Below are 13,406 nucleotides of genomic sequence, written 5' to 3' on the forward strand. Positions count from 1 at the left end.
ATTGGTGTTTTGAAAGAGGTAGTTTGGAACATAAATAATGTTTCTATGAAAGCATCACTACTGGAGTCTCTTCTTAATGATTTGGATCAAGAACAGAAGGAAGCGGTAACAACAACAGAAGGTCCTCTACTTGTTATAGCAGGTCCCGGTTCTGGTAAGACTAGAGTTATCACCTATCGTTTCTCTTACATAGTCTTGACAGGTAAGGCTCTACCTAGCGAGATACTGTGTGTTACATTTACAAACAAGGCAGCGGGGGAGATGAAAAGTAGAATAGTTAGTCTCACGAGTTCTAAATTTACTTCAAACTGGTGGATAAAAACATTTCACTCTCTAGGTCTTTCTATTGTGAAGGAGAATTATCAGAAGTTAGGTTTAAAAGAGAATTTCATAGTATATGACAGTGATGATCAGATGAGGCTTCTGAAATCAATACTCAAGAAGGTTTCTTTCAATGAATTGTCACCCGAGAAAGTTCTTGATATTATCAATGAAATAAGGTATGGTTATAATCCGTCAAACTTCTTTGGTGATAGTATAAAGGAACTTGCGAATATGTATGAAGGGGAACTCAGAAAGAATAATGCTGTTGATTTTACTGATCTGATAGTATTACCTTACAAACTACTAAAGAAGGATGAAGAAGTTAGAGAAATGTATAAAAACAGATGGAAGTATTTGATGATTGATGAATTTCAAGACACTGATCCTATCCAATATGAGTTTATAAAACTTATACTTAACGAGCATGAGAATATATGTGTTGTTGGTGATGATGACCAGTCTATTTATGGCTGGCGTGGTGCTAGCGTTGAGAACATAAGAAACTTTGATAAAGATTTCAAAAATTGCAAAGTTGTTATACTTAAGACAAACTATAGATCAACGGACGAAATAATATCACTTTCTAATTATGTTGCATCAAACATGATGTATAGAAGGAAAGAGAAGGTAATAAGAGGCATAGGTAGAAGTAGTAGTATTCCTGTATTCATAGAAACCTATGATCAAGCAAGAGAATCAAGGATTGTTATGGATGAAATAGAAGACCTTGTCTCTAACGGGCACAATTATAATGACATTGCTATACTCTACCGTGCGAATTATTTGTCAAGGATACTTGAAGAAGATCTTGTTAAGAGGAATATACCATACAGAATTTACTCTGGTGTCAGTTTCTATGAGAGGATTGAGATAAAGGATATCCTAGCATACCTTAAATTTGCTATAAACCATAAAGATTATGTTAGTTTCTCAAGGATAGTAAATGTTCCTAGAAGAGGGGTAGGTGAGGTTACTGTCAATAAGATTATTGATTACTCAATCAAGAATGGTAAAGATTTGCTTCAAAGTATTGAAGAGATGATAGATGGAGGTGATATAAAACAGGATTTAAGAGGTTTTGTGAGTTCAATAAGATCATTGAAAGATGATAGTTTGAGTGTATCAGAGAGAGTTTCAAACTTGATAAGTGATATAGAGTATTACAAATATCTTCAGCAGACTTATGAAAACTACGATGAGAGGGTAGAAAATGTTCAAGAACTTTTGAGGTCAATAATGGACTTTGAGGACAGTGGGGGTAAAACCTTGGAAGAGTTTATAAATAGTGCGACTTTGATGACAAATTCTGATGAAGTTGATGAAAAAGAGAATTGTGTATCTCTCATGACACTACATGTTTCCAAAGGTCTTGAGTTTCCGGTGGTTTTTATATTCGGTGCTATAGATGGGATTCTACCACACTTCAAGAATACACATAATCTTTCACTTCTAGACGAGGAGAGAAGGCTTTTTTATGTCGGCGTAACGAGAGCAAAATCAAAGTTATATATAACTTCAAGCAGATACATAAGAGTTGGTAGTATGAAACACTCCGTTGTTTCAGTCTCAAGGTTTATTGATGAACTACCTAGTGATGTGATAAGGATAAGGAGATATTAGAACTACACTTATTAAGTAATTTAGTAAAGATTTTTGTGTCAAGAGTTTGTGAAATTTCGGTTTTCAAAGAGTCTTAAAGACTTTCTGAAAACTTTAAAATGTTTCAAATAGGTGTGATCACTTTATCTGATATGGATGTATAATTTGCTTTAACAAATATGTAGCGTTTAGGTTTTGTAGTGAGTAGTTATGTTCAAGTGAAGATAGATACTCTTCTTTAATCTCAAATTCTGTAACTCATCAATTGGTATCTGTTCTATTTGAAAATCTAGGTCTGTTATGTATATATTATAGTCGTTATTCAGGAGGAATTATGCCGTCGGTAGCAGTTGATGTTATGGGAACGGAGAAGGGAATAGGTGAAGCGGTGAAAGGATGCTTAAAGGCTAGTCTTAGTAAGGATATAAATGTTGTGATGGTTGGTAAGGAGGACTTAATAAAAGAAGAATTAAAGAAATATCCGAAGAGAGTTTTGAAGAAAGCAAAGTTTGATATAGTTAATGCTACCGAAGTGATTGATATGACGGATGAACCTTTTAGCGCTAGTAGAAGGAAGAAGGATTCTTCAATAATGGTTGCTTTGTCCTTGCTTAAGGACAATAAAGTTGATGCTTTCTTCTCTCCTGGCAACACTGGTGCGGTTGTTGTGAGTTCTGTTTTGAAACTTGGTAGGATTGATGGTGTCTCAAAGCCTGCTCTAGCAACTGTTATACCTTCAATGTATGGTTTTAGAGTATTACTTGATGTGGGTGCTAGCGTAGAACTTGAACCTAGGGATTATTTCATTTTTGGGGTAATGGGAAAGGTATTTGTTGAAAACGTCCTTAGAACTTTTAGCCCTAAAGTAGGCTTACTCAACATAGGTGAAGAAGATTACAAGGGAACAGAAGTTGTTAGAAAAGCGAGAGAGCTAATGTCTGAAAAGCTTGGTAAAGATTTCATAGGTAATGTTGAGGGTAATGATATATTCCTTGGAGATGTTGATGTAATTGTAACGGATGGTTTCACTGGAAATATCGTTCTTAAATCTTCGGAAGGCGCAAGTAAAGCATTGTCAAAACTTATGAAACAGGAGATAATGTCAAAGTGGTATGGTTTCATACTTGGTGCTTTGATGAAGTTAGCACTTAAGAAGTTTAGAAAGAAGACTGATGCAAGTGAATATGGTGCTGCTGCTTTACTCGGAGTTAATGGTAATGTTTTCATAGGTCACGGTGCTTCAAACGCAAAAAGTATAAAGAGTGGCATATTTTACTCTGCAAGCACTTCAAAATTAAACCTTCAGGAAAAGATTCAGAAAATTATAAGTGAGGCTGGAGAAGTATAAGGATGTTGTTTAGACTTATCATAATAAACTTATTCATTCTATCTGGGTTTTTTTCACTTGCAGAGGAAGTGAAGGGAAGTAAAAAGATAGTCATAGAAGAATCCGTTGTGAGTTTCAAGCCAACCTATACCTACGAGTATTCAGTAGGGCCAAACCAAACTCCATACACACTCTCAAGAGGTATGTTCAAGATAGACTTTATCGTGTATTCACAGGGTAGTGTCCTACTAAAACTTTATGTTGGGCTCTGGGAATTTCTAACTGTTGGAATTGTTGAGGATATTCAAGGTATCATAGGAAACTCTCCTATTACGATGAATATACCTCTCGCTTCTATGAAACTGAATATAATAAATGAGATGAATTCTTTCTCCTTATCGGTTGCGATTGATAGTTTCTCTTACGGTCTTCCTGGTAGGGCGTTTTCACCTGATTATTATAGCAAAACGCTTTATGGAGTTCATCTACCGATGTCCATAAGATACAAGTCGGTTTTTAATAGTTATTCAGATTTGGTCTTCGGTGCCAAATTCCCCATACTACCAGTAGGCGATGTGAATGTGATAAATACCGCTCTGTTCTTATCCACTTATGTAAAGTTTTCAGAAGTATTCACAATATCTTTTGGAGTTGATAATCTCTTCCTTTCATCCGAAAGGATCACAAATTCATCAGTTTTCTCGGAATTCAAGTTCTCTCCAACAAGGTCATTAGGTCTTTCGTTAATACTAAACTATTCATTCCTACCATCCTTTGAAAGAATTATAAAGATTGAATACATCGGTAACTTGTTTTAACAACGAGTAGCAATATTTAGGTAATCAAAACCATATATTCATTGTCCTTTATCCTTGGGGTCTAAATTGATAGGAATAGGTTTGTTTTTGATATTTTAGGTCTAGCGATACAGTACCATGAAACTCATTACTGTAATTGCACCGTTTATCACTTTTCTAATAGTCGTAAGGATTTTCTGAAGGATTTTTTGAAAATTTTAGGCTTACTGAAGAGTTTAGGATAATTTATACGGTCTAACTAATTACTTGGAGTGGAACAGATCTTACTAATTCCTATAATAAATATAGGGTTTTATCTGAATATTGTTAGGTTTGGGTATGATGTTTCATTCTTAATAGCAAGAGGTTGGAGATATGTGTTTAGGTGTGCCTGGTAAAGTTGTTGAGATAAGGTATGATTCAAGTCCGTTGGTGGGGAAGGTGGATTTTGGTGGTGTTAAGAAAGATGTTTGTTTGGAGTATGTGCCTGATGTTAAGATAGGTGATTATGTTATAGTTCATGTAGGTTTTGCAATAAGCAGACTGAACGAGGACGAGGCTATGAGTGTCTTCAAGTATCTTGATGAGATGGGAAAGGTTTCAGAACAATTAGGAGAGAATGTATGAAGTATGTTGATGAATACAGAAATTCTGATATTGCGAAAAAATACATAGATGAGATTTGGAAGATTACGAAGGGACATTGGATGATAATGGAAGTTTGTGGGGGACAGACGCATACTATAATAAGGTTTAACATTGATGAAGTTTTACCTAAAAACATTACATTCATTCATGGGCCGGGTTGTCCTGTTTGTGTTACGCCTATTGAGATTATTGACAAAGCGATAGCGATAGCGTCAATGAAGGATGTTATATTCTGTTCATTTGGGGATATGTTGAGAGTTCCGGGGTCAAATAAAGATCTGTTTGCAGTGAGGGAGGAAGGAGGAGATGTAAGGGTTGTTTATTCTCCAATTGATGCTCTGAAGATTGCTATAAACAATCCTGACAAGGAGGTTGTATTTTTTGGAGTTGGTTTTGAGACTACTGCCCCAGCAAATGCTATGGCTATATATCAAGCGAAGAAGATGGGTGTGAAGAACTTTTCTGTGCTTGTATCTCATGTTTTGGTTCCACCTGCTATTGAGTCTATACTCAAATCTCCAAATAATAGGGTAAATGGTTTTCTTGCTGCTGGGCATGTTTGCACTGTAATGGGATACACTGAATATGAACCGATAGCGAAGAAGTATAAGGTTCCTATTGTTGTAACTGGTTTTGAACCTCTTGATATACTACAGGGTGTTTTGATGGTGGTTAAACAACTTGAAGAAGGTAGGTATGAAGTTGAGAATCAATACACTAGGTCTGTTAGGAGAGAGGGTAATATATACGCTCAAAACATCATAAAAGAGGTTTTTGAGGTTGTTGACAGAACCTGGAGGGGTATAGGTGGTATTTCAAGTAGTGGGCTTGGAATAAAGAAGAACTATGAAGAATACGATGCGAATAAGAAGTTCAATCTAGATCATATTCAATCTTCAGAGCCGGAGGAGTGTATAAGTGGATTGGTTCTACAGGGTGTTAAGAAGCCTTACGAGTGCAAAGCCTTTGGAACACTATGTACTCCTGAACATCCTCTTGGTGCTCCTATGGTTTCATCGGAAGGTGCTTGTGCTGCTTATTATAACTACAAATTAAATAAGGTGTAGTCTTATGAACTTTGATTGCCCTTCTCCAACAAATACTCAAAGCAATGAGAGGATAAGGATGGCTCACGGGGGTGGTGGAAGGTTGATGAATAATCTCATAGAGAGAGTCTTTAAGCCTATTTTATCAAACGAGTATCTTGATGAATTGCACGATGGAGCAATATTACAACTTCCTTCACAGAAGATAGCATTTTCAACCGACTCTTTTGTTATAAGTCCTTTATTCTTTCCAGGAGGAGACATAGGTAAGTTGGCTGTTAATGGAACTGTAAATGACCTTGCTATGTGTGGTGCTAGACCTATGTTTCTGTCTTTAGGACTTATAATTGAAGAGGGATTTGAGATGGAAAAACTAAATAGAATCCTTCAGTCAGTACATCAGGCATCTCAAAAAGTTGGTGTTAAAGTTGTGACTGGTGATACGAAGGTAGTTAATAAAGGTAAAGGCGATGGTATATACATAAACACGGCAGGTATAGGGGTGATTGAACATAATTTGAATATATCTCCAAGGAGTGTTAAAGAAGGAGATGTAATTGTATTGAGTGGTGATATTGGTAGGCATGGTAGTGCGATAATGGCTTTGAGGGAAGGGATAGAACTTGATACAACACTGGAGAGTGATTGTGATGAACTTTGGACTCCTGTTTCAAATCTACTTTCTGAAGGTATTGAAATACACTGCCTAAGAGACTTGACAAGAGGAGGGCTTGTAAGTGCTTTGAATGAGATATCTAGGTCATCCGGGTTTGGTATTTACATATATGAGGAGAGTATTCCAGTGGTGGAGGAGGTGAAAGCAATTTGTGAGATACTCGGTCTTGATCCTCTCTATGTTGCGAATGAAGGTAGATTTATATCAATAGTTCCTGAAAATTATGCTGAAAGAGCAGTTAGTATAATATCTAATACTTCTGGCACAGAGGCAAGGGTTATTGGAAAAGTTACTTCTGATAACTCTGGCAAGGTAATAATGAAGTCTTTGATAGGTAGTAATCGTCTTCTTGATATGTTAAGTGGAGAACAATTACCAAGAATATGTTAGGAGGTAGTTTATGCATGAATCTTTACTTGCTAAAGACACTCTAGAGTTGATACTAAAAGAAGCAAAATCAAACAATGCTGCGAAGGTCCTGAAAGCTAAGATAACCATATACGACACCGAAGATATAAGTTTAGAGTCATTCAAATTCCATCTTAAGAACTATTCAGAGGGAACTGTTGCCGATGGTATGGAAGTAGATATAGATTTTATTCAGATCCCCATAGTCTGTAATGACTGTGGAAATATATTTTATGCAGATATTCACAATTACATCTGTGATAGTTGCGGCAGTCAGAACACTTATGTGTCTGCCGAAGAACGGATAACAGTGGATTATATTGATGTTGATATAGCGGAAGCTAGGCTCTAGAAAGATGTAAGATACTATATATGTGATTTTACTTGAAGCAGTGTCATAAGTGATGTGACATATATATCTTCTGCTGAACAACCTCTTGAGAGGTCGTTTATTGGCTTGTTGAGACCAACTAATACGGGACCGTAAGCTTTCATCTTACCTATTCTCTGTGCTATCTTATAGCCTATGTTACCAGAATCTAGGTTTGGGAATATGAAAGTGTTAGCCTTACCTCCAACCTCTGAGTCTGGACACTTTATACTAGCAACGGAAGGTGAAATTGCAGCATCAAACTGCATCTCTCCGTCAAACTTGAAGTCAACACCTCTATCCTTGAGTATCTTAACTGCTTGCCTTACCCTATCTACGGAATTTCCAGAACCGCTACCGAAGGTAGAGTATGATAGTAATGCTACCATAGGTTCTGAGTTTAGGAAAAACTTTGCAGCACCTGCGGCGTTTATAGTAATATCAGATAACTGTTCTGGAGTTGGATCAACTACAAAGGCACAGTCAGAGAATATAACTCTACCACTATCTCCTATACTTTCATCATTTGACACCATAACGAAAAAACTTGATACAGTTTTTATTCCTTTCTTCGGCTGAACAATCCATATCGCCGCTCTTATAACATCAGCAGTTGGGCTCATACTACCTGATACCATTCCATCAGCAAGTCCTTTTCTTACCATCATCGCACCGAAGGCATTAACATCGTTTGAGATGTAGTTGTGGCAGTCATCTTTTGAAACACCTTTATGTTTTCTGAGTTCAAAGAATTCCTCTGAGAATTCTTCAATGAGTTCGGAGTTCTTCCAGTTGATAATCTCAAATTTTGATATATCAATATTGTTTTCTGATGCGATATTGGAAAGTTCGTCTGGATTTCCTAGAAGGATTATCTTCAAGTTGAATTTCTCTCGTGTTAGCATATCTGCCGCTTTGAGAACTCTTTGGTCATAAGCCTCTGGAAAAACTATACTTCCATCCATTCCTTCAAGTTTTGACCTAATTTCATCAACAAAATCAATCATACCTTCTACCTCTCTAGGTTTTAAAGAATTATAATCAAAAGAACTACGAACTCTCATTATAACAATCAAGACCAACAATGAATTACAACTTCCTTATAAGGAGAATCTGCTCCTAGTTGTGAATTTTGTGATCTGTTGATATATTGTTGCTAATCTGTGAATTTTGAAATGGATTTCAAAACATAATTAAAATATATTGTAGTGGGAGAAATATAATGATAAAATCTTCTGGTGTTTCTGAGGAAGGAGTAGGATTTTTCCTTCAGAGGAGGATAATAATATTAGGTGTGATTACCATATTGGTTATTGGTCTTATAGTTATAGTTCCTATTCTGATACAGTCTGTGTTTAAAGAAGATACTTCATTAACTACTACGATAGGAGATCCAAGTAAGATACAAGTGATGGTATCAGTATCTGTTGGAGATGTGAAAGCATTGAGAGGTAGTGATATTTTTGGTGTTGAAGTTGGAGATGTATTGAGGGGAGGGGATACAATAATTACAGGACCTAATTCTGAGTGTGTGATACAGGTTGGGAATGGTGTTGCGTTAAAAATATTAGAAAATACATCTTTGTCAATAGCAGGTGTAATTCAGAATCAAGATAAGCAAGAGAATATATTTAGTTTAGTTAAAGGCTCTATAGTATCACTAGTTAAGAAGTTGAATAATGAAAACATTAGGATAAGAACCTCAACAGGATTAGCGTTGGTGAGAGGGACTAAATTTATGGTATCATCAGATAACGATAAAACCACCTTGATAGTTTCAGATGGAAAAGTTGCTTCAAGTATAAGGTCAAAAGCTGTTGGAGATATATTTACGGGACTCTCACCAGAGCAAAGAGAAAAATTAGTTCTACTAGAAGGGATATCTGAGGTTGATGTTGAAAGTGGAAAACAGATTGATGTTAGCAAAGCGGATCAGAATAAAGTTGATGAAAAAGTAAAAAGTTCTTTATCCTCACAAGACTTGTCAAATATTGATAATCTTGTGTCTGAACTTTCCAAAACTGTTAGTGAAGTTTCAAAAGGTGTAAAGCTAACTACCAAAGATGCTGATAAGAGTAAGTTGGAACTTATCAACAAGTCTGTTTCTGAAGATATGATAGTAGACCTTGCTAATTCAGTTGAGGTATCATTTATTTTAGATCCAACTGCAGAAGATCTAGCAGTATTTGTGAATGACGTCGCTTTAAGCAAGGGGGACTCAAAGAGATTTCTTGAGAAAAACAAGACATATACTATAACAATTAAAAGTAGAGATACTATTTTGTACAGGGAAGAGATAAGATTTAACAAGAAAACCAAGATAATAATTAAGAGAAAAGGAATAAATAAGATAGAATAGTGTGGAATTAAACTCTAGAGGCTCAACCTATCTTCAACCGTTGTATTAACAGTAAGTTGTGAAATAGCAAATAAATTTCTATGTTTCAATCAAGGCTTTTCTCTTCGGTATGCTAAATGTTCTTTGAAAATGCTAAAATAGAAGTTTAAATTCAAGAAAAATCTACTTGGTTGATTTTTTATTACTTTTAGGTATTTCTCTTGAATGATTTTCTGAAAACATGTTTATGATCTTGCCTTTCAGGTTTGGTATTCCCTCTCCTGTTAATGCTGATACTAGCAAAAAATCAAACTTCTTCTTTGGTAGTTCTTCTTTGACAAGTTCTATAACTATATCTACATTATTTCTCTCTTCTTGAGAGAGTAAGTCAATCTTATTTAGAACGGCAAATTTGATTTTATTCACAAGGGGCTTGTTATAACTCTTCAACTCCTTTAGTATGACTTTAGTTTTTTCTTCTGGTTTATCTGTGATGTCTAGGACAAGAATTATAAACTTCGTTCTTTCTATGTGTTTTAAAAATTCAAGTCCGAGTCCAGCACCTAGATGAGCGTTTTGTATTATGCCTGGTATGTCTGCTACTACTATTCTTTTGTCTTGGTAAGGTATCACTCCTAGTACTGGTTCTAGAGTTGTGAAGGGATAATCTGCGACTTTTGGTGTTGCGCTCGTAAGTTTTCTAATGATAGAAGACTTACCTGCGTTTGGGTATCCAACAAGTCCAACGTCTGCTATTAGTTTTAGGTCAAGTATTAGTCTTTTCTCTTCACCTTTTTCACCTTTTGTAAATTGAGTTGGTGCTTGATTTGTTGGACTTCTGAAGTGCCAATTCCCGAGCCCTCCTCTACCACCTCTTGCTATTACAAAATTATCAATGTCTTTCATATCTACTATTAGTTTTCCAGTTTCCTCATCAATAACTTGAGTGCCTCTTGGAACCTCTATCACTACATCCTCTCCGTCCGCTCCGTGCTTTTTACGTCCAGAACCATTCTCACCATCACCAGCCTTAAAAACTTGTCCTTCAAGTATGTGTGAAAGGGTAGAGAGATTAGGATTTACAACGATGATGCAATTACCACCTCTCCCTCCATCTCCACCGTCAGGGCCCCCTCTAGGAACATACTTTTCTCTTCTAAAAGAGACGCAACCGTCACCTCCTCTCCCTGCTATAACCTTGATCTTTACAATATCTTTAAACATATCTAGAGCCTCTTTATTATAAAACTCTCAACACTTGAGAGTATTATACTATCATTGCCCATTCTTATTGCTTTTTCAATATCTAAAACAAACTGGATTAGTGTCTTTATCTTATTTTCATCAACGCTATTTGATATCCTTTTCAAGTTGTTAAGTTCAAATGTTGATATGTCAAGTTGTTTTGTTATTTCACTATCTGGAGTATTTGATTTTAGTAATTTTTTGACCCTTACAAGTTTGTATAGTTGAGAATAGATTAACTTACCTATAGCGAATATATCCTCTCCCTTTTCTAGTATATGGTTTAGCAACATAATTGCTCTATGCTTTTCGTTTTTTACAAGAGAACTGAGTAAGTCAAATATATTACCTTCACTTGATTTTTCTGAAAGCACACTTATAGCCTTATCACTAGGTATAAGTTCGTTGGGTTGGAAGTAACCTTTTATGTGTTTCACATCGTCAACAATCCCATCTATATTCTGACCGTTTCTTTCAATCAGAGTGTTTATGAGTTCGTTTGATGGTTGGATGTTGTATTTAGTCAATATGCTAGATATGTATCTAGGTAGTTCATTGTCAAAAACTTTCCAGAATACCTTTACAGTTCCACCAGAGTTCTCTATTGATGTTGATATTTGTTTGTCAAACCTATATGGAGATAAATTTGATGTAATTATAACAAGAGTTGTTGTGTCCTTGAATGTGCGTATCAGGTTGATTAACATCTCCTTTTCAGTTTTGAGTAAATTTTTGTCTAATTCTCTTAAGATTACGGCCCTTTCATTTGAGAATAAGGATGGTGTTTGAGTTATTTTTATAAAACTCTCTATTGATCCTTCATCATAGTTAATTTTATGAATGTCAATAGGTTTCCCTTTTGAGAATTCGGATATGAGTTTGGAGATGAAAATATCCTTTTCAAAGTTATTCTCCCCCAATAGTAGGAATATTCCGTTTATTTGTTCTTTTGGATGTGCCTTGTTCATTTGTTCCATCACCTCCGAAGATCCTTTGAATTATTCCGTCCTTGATTGTGTAATAACCATAGTCTCCTTTCCAACCAGTTGATACAAAATATACAAAGTTTAGAGCTGTGATGTCAAAAAACTTGGTATTGAGACTGTCTATGACTACACTTCTACTGAAAGGTTCATTCAAAACCTCGTTGTTTATATTCGTAGCGAATGTGTATGAAAAACTATGATTTGATAGTATTACCTTATTGTCAAGAGAAGTAATACTTACACTCCCTATTAAGTCAAACCTAGCCTTGTTTGAATTACCATCTGGAGCAATAATGAAATTAAAGTCTAAAATCTCAAAGTCAATTAAGTGTTCATAATTCTCATCATCAACTACAATATCTGTGTTTTTTAGGAAGTATTCTCTGACCAAGTTTATAAAGTATGATTGGTATTTGGTATCTATAAGGTTGAAGTTTTTTATTATCAACTTTACTCTACTCTTCTCCATCTTTTCTTCAATATTTCCAGACTCAAATCTAACATTTGACTCTCCCCAGCATCCTAATAGTAGAGATAAACTGAGTATTAGAAAGCAAGTAATGATCCTCATTTTTCTTCCTCAAAATAAATAGTTAAAGGTATATACAATATATTACGATTTTACTCTCCTAATGATAATTATAACAAAAAACCTTGCTAAAACAGTAATTTCTTTGATACCATTTTTGAATGCTGTTGATAAAATTGAAAAAGAGTTGTATATCTTGTTTATACTTAACCATAACTCAAGTTAGGAGCTATTATGGGTGATGATAAAAAGAAGAAGACTCTTAAGGAAATCATTATTGACAACTTAAGAGTAGTTGGTGAGGCTTATTTGATTGCTTTTGTGATAAGACTACTGCTTCTTGAGGCATTTGCTATACCAACCGGTTCAATGATACCTACTATTATGGTAGGTGATAGGATAGTCGTTATAAAACCAACTTACGGTATAAACTTCCCGATAGTTAATTTGAAGACACCCGGGTTTTATACACCGCAAAGGGGAGATATAATTGTCTTCAAAAATCCTACCTACAGGTCTCCGGGTTTCTTCAGAGAGATAGTCACACTACTGACTTTTTCTGTAATAAATATTGACAATGAACCAAAGTATTTTGTCAAGAGAGTGATTGGGATACCAGGAGACAAGGTAGATATTATAAGCAATCAAATCTACATAAACGGGAAGCCGATTGAAAGAGAGGTTATAGACAAACAGAATGGATGGACATATTACAGAGAGAGTATAGACGGTGTGAGTTGGATTACTAGGTCTAGGAGTGAGGTGAATTTTGAGGATGGAGTGATTAGAAATTTCCATATATCAAACTTGTACTATATTTACGATGGTAGTTCAAGACTTTTGTTAATGTCTCAAGGTGTTCCAGAGCAATATCTGCCTAATCTAGACTACTTCAACGATGTACAGGAAATTTTGTCTTCCTTGAAGCAAAACAAGATACCTGAGGGCTATTACTTTACTATGGGGGATAATAGAGATGAGAGTAGTGATAGTAGATACTGGGGACTTGTTCCTATTGAGTTAGTAGTAGGAAAGGGAGTTTTAAGGTTTTGGCCTCCTGACAGGGTCGGGGGACTTTGAAGAGTTTGGTAAGCATTTGTTATAATTTGGTTT

General features: G+C 35.5%; 13 protein-coding genes. 9 read left to right on the forward strand and 4 right to left on the reverse strand.

What is annotated here, in order from left to right:
- The 7 genes from NZ579_02970 to NZ579_03000 all read left to right on the forward strand — a co-directional run.
- On the forward strand, window positions 1–1,944 hold a 1,944-nt coding region (locus tag NZ579_02970), incomplete at its 5' end, for a UvrD-helicase domain-containing protein (GenBank protein ID MCS7298910.1).
- Between the two features lie 313 nt (window positions 1,945–2,257).
- A complete protein-coding gene (plsX, locus tag NZ579_02975) occupies window positions 2,258–3,271 on the forward strand; it encodes a phosphate acyltransferase PlsX (GenBank protein ID MCS7298911.1) in 1,014 nt (337 codons plus the stop codon).
- Window positions 3,272–3,273: 2 nt separating this feature from the next.
- Window positions 3,274–4,068 carry a hypothetical protein gene (locus tag NZ579_02980; GenBank protein ID MCS7298912.1) on the forward strand — a complete coding sequence of 265 codons (795 nt, stop codon included), beginning with the start codon at window positions 3,274–3,276 and terminating at the stop codon, window positions 4,066–4,068.
- A 354-nt stretch (window positions 4,069–4,422) separates the two neighbouring features.
- Window positions 4,423–4,674 carry a HypC/HybG/HupF family hydrogenase formation chaperone gene (locus NZ579_02985; protein MCS7298913.1) on the forward strand — a complete coding sequence of 84 codons (252 nt, stop codon included), beginning with the start codon at window positions 4,423–4,425 and terminating at the stop codon, window positions 4,672–4,674.
- Window positions 4,671–5,762 (forward strand): hydrogenase formation protein HypD, encoded by a 1,092-nt coding sequence (gene hypD / locus NZ579_02990; GenBank protein MCS7298914.1) that lies wholly within the window; start codon window positions 4,671–4,673, stop codon window positions 5,760–5,762. Before NZ579_02985 ends, hypD begins: the two co-directional genes overlap by 4 nt.
- 4 nt (window positions 5,763–5,766) lie before the next feature.
- On the forward strand, window positions 5,767–6,807 hold the full coding sequence (gene hypE / locus NZ579_02995) for a hydrogenase expression/formation protein HypE (protein MCS7298915.1): 1,041 nt from the start codon (window positions 5,767–5,769) through the stop codon (window positions 6,805–6,807).
- Between the two features lie 10 nt (window positions 6,808–6,817).
- Window positions 6,818–7,177 (forward strand): hydrogenase/urease maturation nickel metallochaperone HypA, encoded by a 360-nt coding sequence (locus tag NZ579_03000; protein MCS7298916.1) that lies wholly within the window; start codon window positions 6,818–6,820, stop codon window positions 7,175–7,177.
- 14 nt (window positions 7,178–7,191) lie between these two features.
- Here NZ579_03000 and pta read toward each other — a convergent pair whose 3' ends face one another.
- The gene (pta, locus tag NZ579_03005) at window positions 7,192–8,202 is read right to left on the reverse strand and encodes a phosphate acetyltransferase (protein ID MCS7298917.1); all 1,011 of its coding nucleotides are present in this window, start codon (window positions 8,200–8,202) and stop codon (window positions 7,192–7,194) included.
- Window positions 8,203–8,417: 215 nt separating this feature from the next.
- Between pta and NZ579_03010 the strand changes: the two genes are divergently transcribed.
- Window positions 8,418–9,554, forward strand: a complete 1,137-nt coding sequence (locus NZ579_03010) for a FecR domain-containing protein (protein ID MCS7298918.1) — start codon at window positions 8,418–8,420, stop codon at window positions 9,552–9,554.
- 162 nt (window positions 9,555–9,716) lie between these two features.
- Here the strand turns inward: NZ579_03010 and obgE are convergent, their stop codons facing one another.
- Genes obgE through NZ579_03025 form a run of 3 tightly spaced genes read right to left on the reverse strand, consistent with a single transcriptional unit; the run spans window position 9,717 to window position 12,335 of the window.
- A complete protein-coding gene (gene obgE / locus NZ579_03015) occupies window positions 9,717–10,757 on the reverse strand; it encodes a GTPase ObgE (protein MCS7298919.1) in 1,041 nt (346 codons plus the stop codon).
- Between the two features lie 2 nt (window positions 10,758–10,759).
- Entirely contained in the window at window positions 10,760–11,746 is a 987-nt protein-coding gene (gene holA, locus NZ579_03020; protein ID MCS7298920.1) for a DNA polymerase III subunit delta, read from the reverse strand.
- The gene (locus NZ579_03025; protein MCS7298921.1) at window positions 11,685–12,335 is read right to left on the reverse strand and encodes a hypothetical protein; all 651 of its coding nucleotides are present in this window, start codon (window positions 12,333–12,335) and stop codon (window positions 11,685–11,687) included. Before NZ579_03025 ends, holA begins: the two co-directional genes overlap by 62 nt.
- Before the next feature lie 192 nt (window positions 12,336–12,527).
- Here NZ579_03025 and lepB point away from each other — a divergent pair, with 192 nt between their 5' ends.
- Window positions 12,528–13,373: a signal peptidase I gene (gene lepB, locus NZ579_03030; protein ID MCS7298922.1), complete on the forward strand. Its 846-nt coding sequence runs from the start codon at window positions 12,528–12,530 to the stop codon at window positions 13,371–13,373.
- Window positions 13,374–13,406 lie beyond the last annotated feature (33 nt).

The sequence above is a fragment of the Spirochaetota bacterium genome (assembly GCA_025061835.1).
Classification (GTDB): domain Bacteria; phylum Spirochaetota; class Brevinematia; order DTOW01; family DTOW01; genus SKYB106.

Bases quoted from the DNA above. Each gene is read 5' to 3' on its own strand.
- obgE (MCS7298919.1), bottom strand. From the start codon at position 10,757: ATGTTTAAAGATATTGTAAAGATCAAGGTTATAGCAGGGAGAGGAGGT.
- NZ579_03000 (MCS7298916.1), top strand. From the start codon at position 6,818: ATGCATGAATCTTTACTTGCTAAAGACACTCTAGAGTTGATACTAAAA.
- NZ579_03010 (MCS7298918.1), top strand. From the start codon at position 8,418: ATGATAAAATCTTCTGGTGTTTCTGAGGAAGGAGTAGGATTTTTCCTT.
- NZ579_02985 (MCS7298913.1), top strand. From the start codon at position 4,423: ATGTGTTTAGGTGTGCCTGGTAAAGTTGTTGAGATAAGGTATGATTCA.
- plsX (MCS7298911.1), top strand. From the start codon at position 2,258: ATGCCGTCGGTAGCAGTTGATGTTATGGGAACGGAGAAGGGAATAGGT.
- hypE (MCS7298915.1), top strand. From the start codon at position 5,767: ATGAACTTTGATTGCCCTTCTCCAACAAATACTCAAAGCAATGAGAGG.
- pta (MCS7298917.1), bottom strand. From the start codon at position 8,202: ATGATTGATTTTGTTGATGAAATTAGGTCAAAACTTGAAGGAATGGAT.
- NZ579_03025 (MCS7298921.1), bottom strand. From the start codon at position 12,335: ATGAGGATCATTACTTGCTTTCTAATACTCAGTTTATCTCTACTATTA.
- lepB (MCS7298922.1), top strand. From the start codon at position 12,528: ATGGGTGATGATAAAAAGAAGAAGACTCTTAAGGAAATCATTATTGAC.
- NZ579_02980 (MCS7298912.1), top strand. From the start codon at position 3,274: ATGTTGTTTAGACTTATCATAATAAACTTATTCATTCTATCTGGGTTT.
- hypD (MCS7298914.1), top strand. From the start codon at position 4,671: ATGAAGTATGTTGATGAATACAGAAATTCTGATATTGCGAAAAAATAC.
- holA (MCS7298920.1), bottom strand. From the start codon at position 11,746: ATGAACAAGGCACATCCAAAAGAACAAATAAACGGAATATTCCTACTA.